General features: G+C 71.4%; 11 protein-coding genes. 3 read left to right on the top strand and 8 right to left on the bottom strand.

The annotated features are described in order from the left end of the window. Positions 1 to 103 precede the first annotated feature (103 nt). The 3 genes from ACFWM2_RS36045 (at position 104) to ACFWM2_RS36055 (ending at position 7,203) form a co-directional block, all read left to right on the top strand. Complete coding sequence (locus ACFWM2_RS36045) at positions 104 to 5,200, top strand: ATP-dependent helicase (protein ID WP_383289046.1); 5,097 nt, start codon at positions 104 to 106, stop codon at positions 5,198 to 5,200. 292 nt (positions 5,201 to 5,492) lie between these two features. Continuing rightward, entirely contained in the window at positions 5,493 to 6,341 is an 849-nt protein-coding gene (locus tag ACFWM2_RS36050) for an Fpg/Nei family DNA glycosylase (RefSeq protein WP_383289049.1), read from the top strand. A 100-nt stretch (positions 6,342 to 6,441) separates the two neighbouring features. Further along, positions 6,442 to 7,203, top strand: coding sequence for an SDR family NAD(P)-dependent oxidoreductase (locus ACFWM2_RS36055; RefSeq protein WP_383289052.1), 762 nt, complete (start codon positions 6,442 to 6,444; stop codon positions 7,201 to 7,203). A gap of 1,304 nt (positions 7,204 to 8,507) precedes the next feature. Here ACFWM2_RS36055 and ACFWM2_RS36060 read toward each other — a convergent pair. The 8 genes from ACFWM2_RS36060 to ACFWM2_RS36095 form a co-directional block, all read right to left on the bottom strand. Further along, positions 8,508 to 8,978 carry a Dps family protein gene (locus tag ACFWM2_RS36060; protein ID WP_383289055.1) on the bottom strand — a complete coding sequence of 157 codons (471 nt, stop codon included), beginning with the start codon at positions 8,976 to 8,978 and terminating at the stop codon, positions 8,508 to 8,510. A 383-nt stretch (positions 8,979 to 9,361) separates the two neighbouring features. Beyond that, positions 9,362 to 9,739, bottom strand: a complete 378-nt coding sequence (locus tag ACFWM2_RS36065) for a helix-turn-helix domain-containing protein (RefSeq protein ID WP_383289058.1) — start codon at positions 9,737 to 9,739, stop codon at positions 9,362 to 9,364. A gap of 109 nt (positions 9,740 to 9,848) precedes the next feature. After that, complete coding sequence (locus tag ACFWM2_RS36070) at positions 9,849 to 10,394, bottom strand: CinA family protein (protein ID WP_383289061.1); 546 nt, start codon at positions 10,392 to 10,394, stop codon at positions 9,849 to 9,851. Continuing rightward, positions 10,391 to 11,107, bottom strand: a complete 717-nt coding sequence (pgsA, locus tag ACFWM2_RS36075) for a CDP-diacylglycerol--glycerol-3-phosphate 3-phosphatidyltransferase (RefSeq protein ID WP_383289062.1) — start codon at positions 11,105 to 11,107, stop codon at positions 10,391 to 10,393. The genes ACFWM2_RS36070 and pgsA overlap by 4 nt, the downstream gene beginning before the upstream one ends. After that, entirely contained in the window at positions 11,104 to 12,585 is a 1,482-nt protein-coding gene (gene rimO, locus ACFWM2_RS36080) for a 30S ribosomal protein S12 methylthiotransferase RimO (RefSeq protein ID WP_383289065.1), read from the bottom strand. The genes pgsA and rimO overlap by 4 nt, the downstream gene beginning before the upstream one ends. Positions 12,586 to 12,677: 92 nt before the next feature. Beyond that, positions 12,678 to 13,532: a helix-turn-helix domain-containing protein gene (locus tag ACFWM2_RS36085; protein ID WP_383289068.1), complete on the bottom strand. Its 855-nt coding sequence runs from the start codon at positions 13,530 to 13,532 to the stop codon at positions 12,678 to 12,680. A 263-nt stretch (positions 13,533 to 13,795) separates the two neighbouring features. Continuing rightward, positions 13,796 to 16,534 carry a DNA translocase FtsK gene (locus tag ACFWM2_RS36090; RefSeq protein ID WP_383289071.1) on the bottom strand — a complete coding sequence of 913 codons (2,739 nt, stop codon included), beginning with the start codon at positions 16,532 to 16,534 and terminating at the stop codon, positions 13,796 to 13,798. A gap of 217 nt (positions 16,535 to 16,751) precedes the next feature. Beyond that, positions 16,752 to 17,438, bottom strand: coding sequence for a two-component system response regulator (locus tag ACFWM2_RS36095; RefSeq protein WP_383289074.1), 687 nt, complete (start codon positions 17,436 to 17,438; stop codon positions 16,752 to 16,754). Positions 17,439 to 17,777: the final 339 nt, after the last annotated feature.

The raw sequence follows: 17,777 nt of genomic DNA on the forward strand, positions 1-17,777 counted from the left end.
CCGAGGGCCACGACTCGGCGGCGCCGGAACGGGGAGACCGCGAACCACGACGGCATCTTCGCAGGTCAGGCGCATTGTCGGTGGCTGGGTGCAGGATGGACGCATGGTCAGCTCCGCACACCGAGCCCTCGACGGCTTCTCCCCCGCGACCCGCGGCTGGTTCACGGGGGCCTTTTCCGCGCCCACCGCGGCCCAGGCCGGGGCGTGGCAGGCGATCCGTCAGGGCTCGGACGTGCTGGTGGTGGCCCCCACGGGCTCCGGAAAGACCCTGGCCGCCTTCCTGGCCGCGCTCGACCAGCTGGCCTCGGCCCCACCCCCGGCCGACCCCAAGAAGCGCTGCCGGGTGCTGTACGTGTCACCGCTCAAGGCCCTCGCAGTCGACGTGGAGCGGAATCTGCGCAGCCCGCTGACCGGCATCCGGCAGGAGGCGGTCCGGCTGGGCATGCCCGAGCCCGAGGTGAAGGTGGGCATCCGCTCCGGGGACACCCCGCCCGCCGAGCGCAGGGCCCTGTCCACCCGCCCTCCGGACATCCTGATCACCACCCCGGAGTCGCTGTTCCTGATGCTGACGTCGGCCACGCGCGACGCGCTGACCGGCATCGAGACAGTGATCCTCGACGAGGTGCACGCGGTCGCGGGCACCAAGCGCGGCGCCCACCTGGCGCTCTCCCTGGAGCGGCTGGACGAGCTGCTGCCCAAGCCCGCGCGCCGCATCGGCCTGTCGGCGACAGTGCGTCCGGTGGACGAGGTCGGGCGTTATCTCTCACCGCGCGGCAAGGTGGAGATCGTCCAGCCGCCGTCGGACAAGGAGTTCGACCTCTCCGTGGTCGTCCCGGTCGAGGATCTCGGCGAGTTGGGCGGCTCCCCCGTCGCGGACGGGAAGGAAGGCGCCGAGAAGCCCTCCATCTGGCCGCATGTCGAGGAGCGGATCACCGACCTCGTCCAGTCCCACCGCTCGACGATCGTCTTCGCCAACTCCCGCCGCCTGGCCGAGCGCCTGTGCAACCGGCTGAACGAGATCGCGTACGAGCGGGCCACCGGCGAGCCGCTGGACGAGCACCACTCCCCGGCCGAGCTGATGGGCGGCTCGGGTGCCGCCCAGGGTGCTCCCGCGGTCATCGCCCGCGCCCACCACGGATCGGTCTCCAAGGAGCAGCGCGCCCTGGTCGAGGAGGACCTGAAGGCGGGTCGTCTGCCCGCCGTGGTCGCCACCTCCAGCCTCGAACTGGGCATCGACATGGGCGCGGTGGACCTCGTCATCCAGGTCGAGTCGCCCCCGTCCGTGGCCTCCGGCCTCCAGCGAGTGGGCCGCGCGGGCCACCAGGTGGGCGCGGTCTCCACCGGAGTCGTCTTCCCGAAGTACCGGGGCGACCTCGTCCAGGCCGCCGTGGTCACCGAGCGGATGCGCACCGGCTCCATCGAGTCCCTCCGGGTTCCCGCCAATCCCCTCGACGTGCTGGCCCAGCAGCTCGTCGCCATGACCGCCCTGGACACCTGGCAGTTCGACGACCTGCTCGCCACGGTCCGCCGCGCCGCCTCCTTCGCCTCGCTCCCCGAGTCGGCGTTCACGGCCGTGCTCGACATGCTCGCCGGCCGCTATCCGTCGGACGCCTTCGCGGAGTTGCGCCCGCGCGTGGTGTGGGACCGCGTCGCCGGCACGATCACCGGCCGCCCCGGCGCCCAGCGCCTCGCCGTCACCTCCGGGGGCACGATTCCGGACCGCGGCCTCTTCGGGGTCTTCCTCGCCGGGTCCGACCCCAAGAAGGGCGGCGGCCGCGTCGGCGAGCTCGACGAGGAGATGGTCTACGAGTCGCGTGTCGGCGACGTCTTCACGCTCGGCACCAGCTCCTGGCGCATCGAGGACATCACCCGCGACCGCGTCCTGGTGTCCCCCGCCCCCGGTGTCCCCGGCCGGCTGCCCTTCTGGAAGGGCGACCAGCTGGGCCGTCCGCTCGAACTGGGGCGCGCGTTGGGCGCGTTCCTTCGCGAGGTCGGCTCACTTTCCCAGGAGGACGCCCGCCTCAGGCTGCTCGCCGCCGGCCTGGACACCTGGGCGGCCGACAACGTGCTCTCCTACCTCGCGGAACAGCGCGAGGCCTGCGGTCACATCCCGGACGACCGGACGATCGTCGTCGAGCGGTTCCGCGACGAGCTGGGCGACTGGCGCGTCGTCGTGCACTCCCCGTTCGGCGCCCAGGTGCACGCACCCTGGGCGCTCGCGCTCGGCGCCAAACTCTCCGAGCGGTACGGCATGGACGCCCAGGTCATGCATGCCGACGACGGCATCGTGCTGCGGCTGCCCGACGCCGACCTGATGGGCCTGGACCTGCTCGACCAGGAGCCCCGGAAACTGGGCACGGAGTACGACGCCGAACAGGCGCCCCTCGGTGCCGCGGACGTCACCTTCGACAAGGGCGAGGTCAACCAGATCGTCACCGACCAGGTCGGCGGCTCGGCCCTGTTCGCGTCCCGGTTCCGGGAGTGCGCCGCCCGCGCGCTGCTGCTGCCGCGCCGCAGCCCCGGCAAGCGCACCCCGCTCTGGCAGCAGCGCCAGCGCGCCGCCCAACTGCTGGAGGTCGCCAGCGAGTTCGGCTCGTTCCCCATCGTCCTGGAAGCCGTCCGCGAGTGCCTCCAGGACGTCTTCGACGTCCCGGGACTCACGGAGCTGATGGGCGACATCGAGTCCCGGAAGGTGCGCCTCGTCGAGGTCACCACGCCGGAGCCGTCGCCGTTCGCCCGCTCCCTGCTCTTCGGATACGTCGCCCAGTTCCTGTACGAGGGCGACTCACCGCTCGCCGAGCGGCGAGCCGCGGCCCTGTCCCTGGATTCACACCTGTTGGCCGAGTTGCTGGGCCAGGCCGAGCTGCGCGAGCTGCTCGACGCCGACGTGCTGACCGAGCTCGAGCGAGAGCTTCAGTGGCTCACCGAGGACCGTCGCGTCAAAGATGCCGAGGGTGTTGCGGACCTGCTGCGTCTCCTGGGTCCGCTGACCGGCACCGAGCTGACCGAGCGGGGTGCCGATCCGCAGTGGGCCCAGGAGCTCGCCGGAGCCCGCCGCGCCATCAAGGTCCGTATCGCCGGGGCCGACCACTGGGCGGCGATCGAGGATGCCGGCCGACTGCGCGACGCACTGGGCACAGCGCTGCCCGTCGGTGTCCCGGAGGCCTTCACCGAGCCGGTCAAGGACCCGCTCGGCGACCTCCTCGCCCGGTTCGCGCGCACCCACGGCCCGTTCACCTCGGCGGCGGCCGCGGCCCGCTTCGGGCTCGGCCCGGCCGTCACCGAGGGAGCACTGCAGCGGCTCGCGGCCAACAGCCGGGTCGTACAAGGGGAGTTCCATCCGGCGGGCATCGGCCAGGAGTGGTGCGACGCGACAGTCCTGCGCAGGCTGCGACGCCGCTCCCTTGCCGCGCTGCGCCACGAGTTGGAGCCCGTGCCGCCCGCCGCGCTCGCACAGTTCCTGCCGCAGTGGCAGCACATCGGCCGCGGGCACGGCCTGCGGGGTGTCGACGGACTGGTGCGCGCCGTCGAGCAGTTGCAGGGCGCCTCGGTGCCCGCCTCCGCCCTGGAAAAGCTCGTCCTGCCGTCCCGAGTGTCGAACTACACCCCGGCGATGCTCGACGAACTCACCGCGGCCGGAGAGGTGGTCTGGGCCGGCGCCGGCGCCCTGCCCGGAAAGGACGGCTGGGTCTCCCTCTATCTGGCGGACGCGGCTCCGCTGCTCCTGCCGCCCCCGCACCCACTGGAGCTGACAGCGCTCCAGCAGTCCGTCCTGGACACCCTCTCCGGCGGCTACGGCCTGTTCTTCCGCCAGATCGCCGACCAGGTCCGCGCCACCACCCATCCCGACGTCACCGACCCCCAACTGGCCGACGCCGTCTGGGTGTTGGGCTGGTCCGGCCGGCTCACGAACGACACGCTCGCTCCGATGCGCTCGGTCCTGGGCTCCGGGCGCACGGCCGGCTCCACGGCCCACCGTGCGAAGCGTTCGGTTCCGCGGGGGCGGTACGGCTCCCTGACCGGCGCCGCGCGTCCCCAGTCCCGTACGGGTCCGCCGACCGTCGCCGGCCGCTGGTCCCTGCTCCCGGGCCGCGAGCCCGACCTCACCATCCGCAGCCACGCGCTGGCCCGTACGCTGCTGGACCGCCACGGCGTGGTGACCCGGGGGGCCGTCGGAGCGGAGGGCGTCGAGGGCGGTTTCTCAGCGGTCTACCGCATCCTGTCCGCCTTCGAGGACAGCGGCCAGGCCCGCCGCGGATACGTGGTGGAGGGCCTCGGCGCCGCCCAGTTCGCGATGGACGGCGCGGTGGACCGGCTGCGCGCGGTGGCGAACGCCCGCGAACGGGGCGAGACGTTCCAGCCGGGCTACACAGCACAGCCGGCCTACACGTCCGGCTTCTCCACGCCGGACAAGGCCGGCAGCCGGCCCGGCTTCCCCACAGAGCCGACGAGCTGGTCGGGATCGGGATCGGGTCCGATCCCGAGCTGGGATTCGAGCTCGGGATCGGATTCGGATTCAGGCTCGGGTCCGCCCGGAGACTTCGGGACGCCCGCAGGCTCGGGCTTCCTGGACGATCTCGATGCCCCGGCAGGCTCCGGCTTCCTGGACGACCTCAACTCCCCGGGTGACTTCAAGTTCCCCGGCGATCTCGACGCACCGGACAGCAGCGACCCCTTCGCCACCCGTCCTCGTTCCGCAGGTCCGGCCTTCTCGCGCGGCGGCTCCACCGGTGACCGCGGCTTCCCGACCGGCTCCGCCCACCCGTACGCCGCCGGTCATCCCGCCAACCGGTCCCGCGCCGACGGGACCGGCCGAGCCGTCGTCCTCGCCGCCGCCGACCCTGCGAACGCGTACGGCGCCGCCCTGTCCTGGCCCGAGCCCCCGACAGGTGCGGGACACAAGCCGGGCCGCAAGGCGGGTTCCCTGGTCGTCCTGGTCGACGGCGAACTGACGCTCTACATGGAGCGTGGCGGCAAGACACTGCTTGCCTGGCCCACCGAGCCGGACGGCGACGCCATGGAGGATCCACGCCTGCGGGCGGCGGCCGAGGCCCTCTCCGCTGCCGCTCGCGCGGGCTCGCTCGGCACGGTCACCGTGGAGCGCGTCAACGGCACCTCCGCCCTGACCTCTCCCTTCGGCACGCTCCTGGAAGGAGTGGGCTTCATCGCGACGCCCCGCGGCCTGCGCATCCGCGCCTGACCCGCCGACTTCCGCGTCCACCAGCCGGAGGCCCCTCCATGAGCCGGACAACCTCCATGCACCGGCTTCCCGGCCCATGGGCCGGACACCCGTCCGTGCACCGGCCTCCCGCCCACGAGCCGGACGCCCCCGCATGCACCGGCCTCCCCGCCCACGAGCGGGACACCCGTCCACGAACCGAGCCCGCCAGACACCCGGCAAGGCGGCCACTCCCCACCCCCGTCGGCCGTCGGCTGCTCACCCACGCCGAGCGCCCCGGCAAAGCCCCCGGGCCCGTGCCACCCTTGACCTCATGCCCGAAGGAGACACCGTCTGGCAGGCCGCAAGACGGCTGCACACCGCCCTCGCGGGCAAGGTGCTGATCCGCTCCGACCTGCGCGTGCCGAAGTTCGCCACGGCCGACCTCACCGGTCGCGTCGTCCTGGACGTCACCCCGCGCGGCAAGCACCTCCTGACCCGCATCGAGGGCGGGCTGACCCTGCACTCGCACTTGCGCATGGACGGCTCCTGGCGGGTGTACGCGCACGGCCAGCGCTGGAGCGGCGGCCCGGGGCACCAGATCCGCGCGATCCTCGGCAACGCCGACCGCACAGCCGTCGGCTACCGGCTCCCCGTACTGGAGCTGCTGCGCACCGCCGACGAAGAGCGCGCCGTCGGCCACCTCGGCCCTGACCTCCTGGGCCCCGACTGGGACCCGGACCAGGCCCTGGCCAACCTCCTGCGCGACCCCGACCGCGCCCTCGGCGAGGCCCTGCTCGACCAGCGCAACCTCGCCGGGATCGGCAACATCTACAAGAGCGAGCTCTGCTTCCTGCTCGGCGCCACCCCCTGGCTCCCGGTCGGCGCACTCCCCGCCGCACGCGCCGCTCAGCTGCCCCCGCTCGCCAGGAAACTCCTCGAAGCCAACCGTGACCGCCCGTCCCGCAGCACCACGGGCCACCGCGAACAGCTCCTTTTCGTGTACGGGCGCGCACCCCGCCCCTGTCTGCGTTGCCGCACCCCCATCCGCGTCGCGAACCAGGGAGACGGTTCCCGCGAGCGGCCCACCTACTGGTGTCCGACCTGCCAGCTGGGCCCCGCCCCTACCCGTACGAGCGGACCGAACCGCACCGCACCCCGAGGCGCCACCGGACGCCACTGACCCAAGGACCGGCCTCGCTCGCCCACCCCTGCCCCGGCTTCACAACTCAACCCCGTACGACTAATTGACGACCCGTCAGAAATGCTCGTACCGTCCCTTCATGCCCCTCACGGCGTACGACCTCACCGGACGCACCGCATTCGTCACCGGCGCCGCCAGCGGCATCGGCCGCGCCTCTGCCGTCCTGCTCGCGGAGGCCGGGGCCACCGTCCACTGCGCGGACCGCGACGAGCAGGGTCTGCACGAGACGGCGACCCTGATCAAGGACCAGGGCGGCACCGCCCACACCCACCACCTGGACGTGACCGACCGGGCCCAGCTCAAGGGGGCCGTCGAGTCCTGTGGTCGCCTCGACGTCATGGCAGCGGTCGCGGGCATCATGCACAGCAGCGCGGTCCTGGACACGCGGGACGAGGATCTCGACCGGGTGCTGAGCGTCAACTTCAAGGGCGTGCTCTACGCGTGCCAGGAGGCAGCGCGCCGCATGATCGCGCAGCGCGTGCGGGGCAGCATCGTCACGATGGCCTCCGGAGCCATCGACACCGGTGGCCCCGGCCTGCTCTGCTACGGCGCGGCGAAGGCAGCCGTCGTCCAGCTCACGAAGACGCTCGCCAACGAGATCGGGGCGCACGGGATCCGCGTCAACGCCGTCGCGCCGGGCTGGGTCCGCACCCCCATGACCGACCACCACGGGGAGACGCAGGCGCACACCGAGGCGTTCATGGCCCGCATGTCACCGCTGGGCCGTGTCGGCGAGCCTGACGACATCGCCCACGCCGTACTCCACCTGGCCTCCGACGCGTCGTCCTTCACCACGGGCCAGATTCTCCGCCCGAACGGCGGCGTAGCGATGCCCTGGTAGCCGCCCCACCCACGCCATACGCGTCCTAGGGGGCCGTTCGGATCAGCCCGGTCCGCGACGCCGGGCACGGCACCTCGCCGCGCTGTCACCTCACTCGAGCACGCCCAGTTCACGGGCCATGCGCCGCCTTGCGATGCACCGCTCCCCCACTCTCGGCTCCGCTCCAGGGTGAGGTACCCCGACGCCACCGCGCCCTGATCCGGACTGATCGAACGACACCCCCTGGCGCGCCCGCGTACCCCCGGCCAACGCGCGCCCCCTCCGCGCCTCGCACGCCCTTGGATCACGCCGGCGCCCCTGCTCACCACCCTGCGCGGCCTGCACGCCCACCGCGCGCCCTACCCCAGCCCGCACGCTCGCCGGCGGCCTACCTTGACCCGCACGCTTGGCAGCGCTCTTCCCCAGCCCGCACGCCCACCGGCCGCCCTCCCTGTCCTGCACGCTCGCCGAGCGCCCTTCCCCGGCCCGCACGTCCGCCGGCGCCCTTCCCCAGCCCACAGGTCCTACGCCCCTCCAGCCCCGTTCACTCCCCCGGGGCCCCGCGCTTTCCCAGCCCCCATCTCTCCCACGGCCCGGGGATCCGCATCCCCCTATGGTCCGAGCCCGCAGCCCCCGCAGCCGTTGTCTTCGGCACGCAGTGCACGGGCAGCAGGCTCAGCCCCCATCCCCCAGCCGCCACGGCTCCCTCCAGCACCCCCGCGTCGGGTGCCAGTGCGAGCCGGAGGACCCCCCACCACCACAGCCCCCCAAGCGCCAGCGCCGCCCCCCAGCGCGCTATCCGCCCTGCCATGGTCGCCACCTCCAGCCAGACGCTAGACCCGCGTTCCTCCCGGCCGGGAGGGCGCACCACCGGCACAGAGGCGCACCCCACGCACACGGCGACCGGTCTCCACCAGGACTCGGGCACAAGGCCACGCCAGGCGCCGAGCGCCCTGCCGCACGCGCCCGCCACGCGCCCCACACCTCGACGAATACAGACGGCCTACGGCGCCCTGGGCACACCGCCCGCCACGGCACCGATCGCCACACGCGCGGTCGCCACGAACCCGCACCGCGCAGGTCCGGGCGCCTTGGCCCCAAGTCCCACCAACCCGAGCCCTTTCGACCCGAGCCCAGTCGACCCGGACTCCACCGACCCGAGCCCAATCGACCCGGACTCCACCAGCCCGAGCCCAGTCGACCCGGACCCCGGCGATCCGGACACAGCCGATCCAGACACCACCGATCCAGACCCCGCAGGCCCACGCCACCACCACTCACTGGCCGGCGCAGACACCTCGTCCCGCCCCGCTCCCGACCCAACCTCAGCCGTTCTCCGCCTGGAACATCCAGTGATGCTTCTCCAGATCCGCCGTGATCCCGATGAAGATGTCCTGGCTCACGGGATCCGGGTCGGCGGTCGCCACCACCCGCTCGCGCATCCTGACGATCACCGCGCCCAGGGCGTCCACCAGCGCCCCCACCGCGTCCGCGTCCTTGATCCAGCCATCGGGGATGGCGCCGATTCCGCTGCCGGAGGCGACCGTGGCGGCCCGCCCGTCCGGCGGAACACCCAGTGCCGAAGCGCGCTCCGCCACGGTGTCCGAGTGCAGCCGCGCGGTGTCCACGACCTCGTCCAGCTGGAGATGGACGGAGCGGAAGCGTGGTCCGACGACGTTCCAGTGGATCTGTTTGGCCACCAGGGAGAGGTCCACCAGGTCGACCAGTGCGCCCTGCAACGCCTCGGACACGGTCTTCAGGTCCGCGTCGGACAACGGGCTCTTCACGACGTACATCCGAATCCTCCGATTCAAGATCGCTTCGTACGGCCCCGAGCCCCCGCTCCTCCACCATGACCGCCCCACGGCACCCCGGCAAACGCGCTCCCGCAAGATCCGCACCCCGGCACCACCGAGCGGCACCCCGTCCCGGCCCCCTGCCCTCAGCCCTCAGCCCTCAGCCCCCGACCAACGAGCAAGCCGCCGGAAGATCCGACGCCCCACAGAACACACCCCCGAGTGCGACCCCACCCGGAAAACACGAAACCCCCGCCGACCTCCTCCAGGTTTCCCGGAGAAGCCCCGGCAGGGGCTGTCGTACAAGCTCAAGCTCTCAGCTCACGAGCGCGAACTCGGGCACCTCAGGCGTCGACACCTCGCACGCCTCAGGCGATGACACCTCAAGCGGCGACGACGTCGACCGCCTCGGCGGGTGCCTTGATCGTGACCCGTTCCGGTGGCACACCGGCCACCGATACGGAATTGAGCATCGGGCGACGCACCGGTGCGGGCACCGGTTCGGTGGCCGCAGCCGACCGTGCCAGCTCGGCGAGGGCGAGCTCGTCGCTCACTTCCCGCATGAGCTCGGACATCCGTACGTCAAGCGCGTCGCAGATCGCGGAGAGCAGCTCGGAAGATGCCTCCTTCTGCCCCCGCTCCACCTCGGAGAGATAGCCGAGTGAGACTCGGGCGGACGAGGAGACTTCGCGCAGAGTACGGCCCTGGCGCTGGCGCTGCCGACGCAGCACGTCACCCAGCAGGCGACGGAGCAGAATCATCGGTGGCTCCCTCCTCGGACCGCGTAGCCGCATCCTTCACGCCCCACCGTACCGCCTTGCGCCGCGGCCGTGCGGGGAGCGATGTCGTGTTCACTCAGGGCTGCAAACATCAAGTCCCCCCGTTCTGTTCCGTATCCTGTGCCCGCTCATTCCCGGTCTGTTCGCCCGCGAGCTCCTTCAGAAGCAGCGCGAGTACGCTCCGTACACTCTCCATACGGATTTCCGCCCGGCCGCCGTTCAACCGCAACGAGGCCACTTTCCCGCCATCGACGCCATCGGAATTCTTCGTCGCGGGACCGTCGACGGCCACGTACACCGTGCCGACGGGCTGCCCGTCCTGGGGCTCGGGGCCGGCGACGCCCGTGGTCGCGATCCCCCAGTCCGCGGCGAGCGCCTTGCGCACTCCGGCCGCCATCTGGGCCGCGACCTGCGGATCCACCGCCCCGCGCTCGGCCAGCAGAGTGGCATCGACGCCGAGCAGTTCATGCTTGAGCTCGGTGGCGTACGCGGTCACCGAGCCTCGGAAGCCCTTCGAGGCACCGGGCGCCGCGGTGATCTCCGCCGCCACCAGACCACCGGTCAGCGACTCGGCGACAGCGAGCGTCTCGCCCCTCACCGTGAGTAGTCGCAGCACCTCAGTGGCCAGGGAATTCACCGTTCCGCCTCCTCGGCAGCCGCTCGGCGTTCGGCGATTCCCTGCCCGCGCAGCACAATGGCCTGTCTTACATAGTCGAGGCCGGTCACCACGGTCAGGGCGACCGCAACGGCCATCATCCAGAACCTCAGCGTCGCCAGGGGTCCCGTCAGCGCCAGGACGTACATCCCGACCGCCGTGCCCTGGGCCAGTGTCTTGAGCTTGCCGCCGCGGCTCGCCGGGATGACCCCGTAACGGATCACCAGGAAACGCAGCAGAGTGATCCCGAGCTCGCGTCCGAGGATCACGCACGTGACCCACCACGGCAGATCGCCGAGCGAGGACAGGCAGATGAGCGCCGCACCCATGATCGCCTTGTCGGCGATGGGGTCGGCGATCTTCCCGAAGTCGGTGACGAGGTTGTACGTGCGGGCGAGATGGCCGTCGAAGATGTCGGTGATCATGGCGAAGGCGAAGGCCGCCCAGGCCCACGCGCGCCAGACGGGGTCGTAACCGCCGTCGGCCAGCATCAGTGCCACGAAGCCGGGCACGAGCACGAGCCGGAGCATGGTGAGGAGGTTCGCGACATTCCACAGGCTGGCCTGGTCGACGGCCACAGCGCCCAGCTTTCCGCCCCGGGCCGTCGGCTTCGCGCCCCCCGGAGCGCCGGAGGCGCCGGTCGCACCTTTCGCGCTGGGGGAACTGCCCGCCGCGGATGCCGGGACTCCGGTCATCTGCCCGCCTCCTCAGTACACCCGAGTGAGCCCAGGAGCGGCTCGGCCACCAGGTCGACACCCTCCGTACCGACCACCTTCGCCTCGACCATACGACCGACGGTCAGACCTTCGCCGCTCGTGAACAGCACCTGGCCGTCCGTCTCGGGCGCCTGGTGCTCGGCGCGGCCGGCGGCCGGCCACTCGTCGTCGGAGGAGTCCACGGACTCGACCAGGACGTGCACGGTCTCGCCGACGCGCTCCTCCGCGCGCTGCGCGACCAGCTCCTCGGCCAGCCGGGACACGCGTGCGAGGCGCTCGGCGACGACGTCCTCGTCGAGCTTGTTCTCGTACGTCGCCGCTTCGGTGCCGTCCTCGTCGGAGTAGCCGAAGACACCGATCGCGTCGAGGCGGGCGCCGGTGAGGAACCGCTCCAGCTCCGCCAGGTCGGCCTCCGTCTCACCGGGGAAGCCGACGATGAAGTTGGACCGGACGCCGGCCTGCGGGGCCTTGCCGCGGATCGTGTCGAGCAGCTCCAGGAAGCGGTCCGTGTCACCGAAGCGCCGCATCGAGCGCAGCACGTCCGGAGCGGAGTGCTGGAAGGAGAGGTCGAAGTAGGGCGCGATGTTCGGCGTGGAGGTGAGCACCTCGATGAGGCCGGGGCGCATCTCGGCCGGCTGCAGATAGCTGACCCGCACCCGCTCGATGCCCTCGATCTCGGCGAGCTCGGGCAGCAAGGTCTCCAGAAGGCGGATGTCGCCGAGGTCCTTGCCGTACGAGGTGTTGTTCTCGGAGACCAGCATGACCTCCTTGACGCCCTGCTCGGCGAGCCAGCGCGTCTCGCCGAGGACATCGCTCGGCCGCCGCGAGATGAAGGAGCCGCGGAAGGACGGGATGGCGCAGAAGGTGCAGCGCCGGTCGCAGCCGGAGGCGAGCTTGACCGAGGCGACGGGCGAGCCGTCGAGGCGCCGGCGCAGGGGCGCGCGCGGGCCGGACACGGGGGCGACGCCCTCCGGCAGATCCGACGGGGCGCCGTGACCGGGCAGGGCCACATCGGAGGCGGACTGCCGCTCCGCGGGGCTGATCGGCAGCAGCTTGCGGCGGTCGCGCGGGGTGTGCGAGGCGTGGATGCCGCCGTTCAGGATGGTCTGGAGGCGGTCGGAGATGTCGGCGTAGTCGTCGAAGCCGAGCACTCCGTCGGCCTCGGGCAGCGCCTCGGCGAGCTCCTTGCCGTACCGCTCGGCCATGCAGCCGACGGCCACTACGGCCTGGGTTCTGCCGTGCCCCTTGAGATCGTTGGCCTCCAGGAGGGCATCCACGGAGTCCTTCTTGGCGGCTTCGACGAAGCCACAGGTGTTGACGACGGCGACGTCCGCTTCCTCGGCGTCCTTCACGAGGTGCCAGCCGTCCGCCTCCAAGCGGCCTGCGAGCTCCTCCGAGTCCACCTCGTTACGGGCGCAGCCAAGAGTGACGAGTGCGACGGTACGGCGTTCAGGCATGGACTCAAGACTACTTCGTCCCGCTGACAGCCCACGTCGACGGGGTTGGCCGATCCCGGCCAACCCCGTACGCGCCTTGCCTCCTGGGCCGGTTATCCGACCTCGGGGTCGCCCTTCGTGTACGTCAGACGCTCGACCTGGCCGGGCTGGAAGTCGTCCTCGATCTTCTTGCCGTTGACGTACAGCTGGATCGCGCCGGCGTCGCCGAGGATGAGGTTGATCTTCGTACTGTCCTGGAAGGTCTTGGACTGGCCCTGCTTGAGCAGCCCGTCGAAGAGCATGCGGCCGTTGTGGTCCTTGGCGGAGATCCAGCTGCGGCCGTCGGTGGCGCTCACCTGGACGGTCACCTTGTCCTGGGGGGCGGCCGCGATGGCGCTGTCGGAGGGGTCCGGCTTCGGATCGGCCGGCTTGGTGGGCGTCGGCTTGGTCACGGGCTTGCCGGCGGTGGGCGTGGACCCCTCGGCGACCTGGGTCTTCGCCCCGTCACCGCTGTCACTGCCCTTGACCATGGTGAAACCGACGAAGCCGATCACCGCGACGATCGCGGCGACCATGGCCGCGGTCCAGTTCGGCCCGCGCCGTTCCGGACGGATCCGCTCCGCCTCGAAGAGGGGGGCCGCCGGCGTCGGCGCGGGGCGCCCGCCGTGGTCGGCGTCGTACTGCGCGAGCAGGGGGTCGGGGTCCAGGTGGACGGCGCGGGCCAGGGTCCGGATGTGGCCCCGGGCGTAGACGTCACCGCCGCAGGGCGTGAAGTCGTCCTGCTCGATCGCGTGCACGATGGCGATGCGGACCCGGGTGGCGTTGCTGACGTCGTCGACGGTCAGCCCGGCCTCGATGCGCGCCTGCTGCAGGGCACGACCGATCGAGGGGCGATCCGCAGCAGGATCGTCTTCGAACGGACGCTCGTCGTCGGAGGAGTTGCCGTCAGGGGAGTTGCCGATGGACACGGGGGCGCCTTTCGAGCGTGTAGCCACCTGTGCTGGAGGTTCAGTCTAGGGGGGGTGCGAAAGGGTGGGGCAACCGGGCGGTGGACTTTCTACGCCATCAGAATGGCCGGTCATCCTGATGTCGGGGCATGTAGTTGCCCCCTCCCTCAACTTGACGTACGCCGAAGGGAAACGGTTGCTCACAGATCCCTTACGGGTGAGTCACGTTCGAATACCCGGGATCAGCGGACTCACCCGTGCGGCGACCGGCCGGTGTCCCGTTTCTACGCTTCAGTTTCCCCACGGATCACGGCAAGCACTCCATCCAGCTCATCGGCCTTCACCAGAACGTCACGCGCCTTTGAACCCTCGCTGGGGCCGACGATGTTGCGCGACTCCATGAGGTCCATCAGCCGCCCCGCCTTGGCGAAGCCGACCCGCAGCTTGCGCTGGAGCATCGACGTGGAGCCGAACTGCGTGGAGACGACCAGCTCGGCGGCCTGGCACAGCAGGTCGAGGTCGTCGCCGATGTCCTCGTCGATCTCCTTCTTCTGCCGGGTGCCCACGGTGACGTCTTCCCGGAAGACCGGCGCCATCTGGTCCTTGCAGTGCTGCACGACGAGCGCGACCTCGTCCTCCGTGACGAAGGCGCCCTGCATACGGGTCGGCTTGTTCGCCCCCATCGGCAGGAAGAGCCCGTCGCCCTTGCCGATCAGCTTCTCGGCGCCGGGCTGGTCGAGGATGACCCGGCTGTCGGCGAGCGAGGAGGTGGCGAAGGCGAGCCGGGACGGCACGTTCGCCTTGATCAGGCCGGTGACGACGTCCACGGAGGGCCGCTGGGTGGCGAGCACCAGGTGGATGCCGGCGGCACGCGCGAGCTGTGTGATGCGGACGATCGAGTCCTCGACGTCCCGTGGCGCGACCATCATCAGGTCGGCCAGCTCGTCGACGATCACCAGCAGATACGGATAGGTCTTGAGCTCCCGCTCGCTGCCCTCCGGCGTCTTCAGCTTGCCGTCGCGGATCGCCTGGTTGAAGTCGTCGATGTGCCGGTAGCCGAACGCCGCGAGGTCGTCGTAGCGCAGATCCATCTCCCGTACGACCCACTGCAGCGCCTCGGCGGCCCGCTTCGGGTTGGTGATGATCGGCGTGATCAGGTGCGGGATGCCCTCGTACGCGGTCAGTTCGACGCGCTTGGGGTCGACGAGGACCATGCGGACGTCCTCGGGGGTCGCCCGGACCATGACGGACGTGATCAGGCAGTTGATGCACGAGGACTTGCCGGAACCGGTGGCTCCGGCGACGAGGACGTGGGGCATCTTCGCGAGGTTGGCCATGACGTAGCCGCCCTCGACGTCCTTGCCGAGCGCCACCAGCATCGGGTGGTCGTCCTCGGCCGCGTCCGCGAGGCGCAGCACGTCACCGAGGTTGACCATCTCGCGGTCCGTGTTCGGGATCTCGATGCCGACCGCCGACTTACCTGGGATCGGGCTGATGATCCGCACATCGGGGCTGGCGACGGCGTACGCGATGTTCTTGGTGAGTGCGGTGATCCGCTCGACCTTCACCGCGGGGCCGAGCTCGACCTCGTACCGCGTGACCGTCGGACCGCGCGTGAAGCCCGTGACGGCCGCGTCGACCTTGAACTCCATGAAGACGTTCGACAGGGAGGCGACCACGGCGTCGTTCGCAGCGCTGCGCGTCTTGCCGGGACCGCCGCGCTCCAGCAGGTCCAGCGAGGGCAGCGAGTACGTGATGTCGCCGGAGAGCTGGAGCTGCTCCGCGCGCGGGGGCAGGTCGCGGGGCGCGTCGGGCGCGGCCTTGGTGAGGTCGGGCACCGAGTCGGACTTGAACTTCTCCTGCTTGGGCGGCCTGGCGGCCGGGGTCGCCTTGACCCCCGGGGTCGCCTTCGCGCGGGCGGCCGGGACCGGGGTCGTCTCCTCGTACCCGTCCCGCTCGACGCGGACGCCCTGCGTGAGGTCGGCCACCAGCGGCGAGGGGGGCATCCCGTGCAGCACGGCGCCGTCCAGCGCCGCCGCCGCGGCCGCGGCGACGTCGACCGCGTCCATCGGGCGGTCCATGTCGGGCTGCTGCACGGCCGAGCGCCGGGGACGGCCACGGCGCTTGCTGAGCGCCTCCTGCTCCGCGTTCTCGGGGTCGTACGCCTCAGGGGCGCGCGGGCGCCTGCGGGAGCGCGCAGGCAGCGCTTCGCGCCACTGCTGGTCGTACCGCTCGTCGTCCTCGTCGAGGTCCGCCAGGTCCTCTTCGGACTGGAGGATGCCCAGATGCTGCCCGAGCAGTCGCAGCCGCTGAGGAATCGCGTTCACCGGGGTCGCCGTGACGACCAGCAGCCCGAAGACGGTCAGCAGCACGAGCAGCGGTACGGCGAGGACGTCACCCATGGTGTACGTCAGCGGGGTGGCCGCGCCCCAGCCGATGAGACCGCCGGCATCCCTTATCGCCTGCATGCCGGCGCTGCGCGCGGGCGCCCCGCACGCGATGTGGACCTGGCCGAGCACGCCGATGACGAGCGCGGACAGACCGATCACGATGCGGCCGTTGGCCTCGGGCTTCTCGGGGTGCCGGATCAGGCGCGCCGCGACGATGCCGATCAGTATCGGGACGAGCAGGTCGAGGCGCCCGAAGGCACCCGTCACCAGCATCTCGACGAGATCGCCGACCGGACCGCGCAGGTTCGACCAGGTACCGGCCGCGACGATCAGCATGATGCCGAGCAGCAGCAGTGCGAGACCGTCCTTGCGGTGCGCGGGGTCCAGCCCCTTCGCGCCCCGCCCTATACCGCGGAACATCGCTCCGACGGCGTGCGCGACACCCAGCCAGAGGGCGCGTACGAGTCGGTACACGCCCCCGGTCGGATTGGGCGCCGGCTTGGGAGCGGCCTTCTTGGCGGGCGCCCTCTTGGCGGCGACCTTTTTCGCAGGGGCCTTCCTCGCCGCAGCCTTCGTCGGAGCGGCCGCCTTCTTCGCGGGCGGCTTCTTGGCTGCGGACTGACGTGAGGCCATGTGTGTGAGGTTACCGGTGGAGACGACAGCGGACACGTGTGCCCACTGCTTCACCCGTTCGTGTCGCCCTTTGTGAGGACGGGAACTGACGCCGGCTCACGGGTCCGCACCGGCCGGTGCGGACCGCGCAGACGCCGGGACGGGCCCGACAGACCCCGCCCCCGCGTCCCGCACCGGCGCCGCTAAGGGAAACCGCCCTGTCCCCGGAGGGGACCGCTCAGTTCTGCGAGGGCAGCGAAGCCGCCCCGGTGCCCGTGCCCGGCTCCAGCGCGTCCAGCGCCCTGCGCAAGCCCGTGAGTTTGCGTTCGAGATGGGCCGCGGTCGCTACGGCCGCCGCGTCCGCGGAGTCGTCGTCGAGCTGTTTGGACAGCGCCTCGGCCTGCTCCTCGACGGCCGCGAGCCGCGCGGAGAGTTCGGCCAGGAGTCCGGCCGGTTCCTTGGTCTCGCCGACCGCCGCCTTGCCGCCGCCACCCTCCAGCTGGAGCCGCAGCAGGGCCGCCTGCTCCCGGAGTTGGCAGTTCTTCATGTAGAGCTCGACGAACACGGAGACCTTCGCGCGGAGCACCCATGGGTCGAACGGCTTGGAGATGTAGTCCACCGCACCTGCCGCGTACCCCCGGAAGGTGTGGTGCGGGCCGTGGTTGATGGCGGTCAGGAAGATGATCGGGATGTCCCGGGTCCGCTCCCGCCGCTTGATGTGCGCGGCCGTCTCGAAACCGTCCATGCCCGGCATCTGGACATCCAGCAGAATGACCGCGAAATCGTCCGTCAGCAGCGCTTTGAGCGCTTCCTCCCCGGACGATGCCCGCACCAGTGTCTGATCGAGCGCGGAGAGGATCGCCTCCAACGCCAACAGATTCTCCGGCCGGTCATCGACCAGGAGGATCTTGGCCTTCTGCACCATGGCCCGCCCTCCTCGCCCCGGCAGTGCACCGGGCGCCGCCCCAGGGGACGACTCCCTTGCGCCGCCCGTCCTTGTGCCGGTCATGGTAGCCGCACCCCGCCTGTCGCCACACCCTGTCACCGCGATGTCACTGTGCACGTAGCAGAAACGTAGTGGGAGACCAGAAGGTTCCCCGAATCCCGGGTTTCTACACGGCTTCAGCCACCGTCAGTTATGCCACGTCGGGCGCCCCCGCGCGGACCACCCGACCGCTCCCGGCCGACCGCCCGGCCCGCTCCCGCCGGCCGCCCGGGCCGCCCATTGGGCAGTCCGGTCGGCCGGTCCCGGCACATCGGCCGC

The organism is Streptomyces sp. NPDC058371 (assembly GCF_042723265.1).
Classification (GTDB): domain Bacteria; phylum Actinomycetota; class Actinomycetes; order Streptomycetales; family Streptomycetaceae; genus Streptomyces.

What these genes read in the sequence shown, in the direction of transcription:
- ACFWM2_RS36045 (WP_383289046.1), top strand. Translation starts at nt 104, where the DNA reads ATGGTCAGCTCCGCACACCGAGCCCTCGACGGCTTCTCCCCCGCGACC.
- ACFWM2_RS36050 (WP_383289049.1), top strand. Translation starts at nt 5,493, where the DNA reads ATGCCCGAAGGAGACACCGTCTGGCAGGCCGCAAGACGGCTGCACACC.
- ACFWM2_RS36055 (WP_383289052.1), top strand. Translation starts at nt 6,442, where the DNA reads ATGCCCCTCACGGCGTACGACCTCACCGGACGCACCGCATTCGTCACC.
- ACFWM2_RS36060 (WP_383289055.1), bottom strand. Translation starts at nt 8,978, where the DNA reads ATGTACGTCGTGAAGAGCCCGTTGTCCGACGCGGACCTGAAGACCGTG.
- ACFWM2_RS36065 (WP_383289058.1), bottom strand. Translation starts at nt 9,739, where the DNA reads ATGATTCTGCTCCGTCGCCTGCTGGGTGACGTGCTGCGTCGGCAGCGC.
- pgsA (WP_383289062.1), bottom strand. Translation starts at nt 11,107, where the DNA reads ATGACCGGAGTCCCGGCATCCGCGGCGGGCAGTTCCCCCAGCGCGAAA.
- rimO (WP_383289065.1), bottom strand. Translation starts at nt 12,585, where the DNA reads ATGCCTGAACGCCGTACCGTCGCACTCGTCACTCTTGGCTGCGCCCGT.
- ACFWM2_RS36090 (WP_383289071.1), bottom strand. Translation starts at nt 16,534, where the DNA reads ATGGCCTCACGTCAGTCCGCAGCCAAGAAGCCGCCCGCGAAGAAGGCG.
- ACFWM2_RS36095 (WP_383289074.1), bottom strand. Translation starts at nt 17,438, where the DNA reads ATGGTGCAGAAGGCCAAGATCCTCCTGGTCGATGACCGGCCGGAGAAT.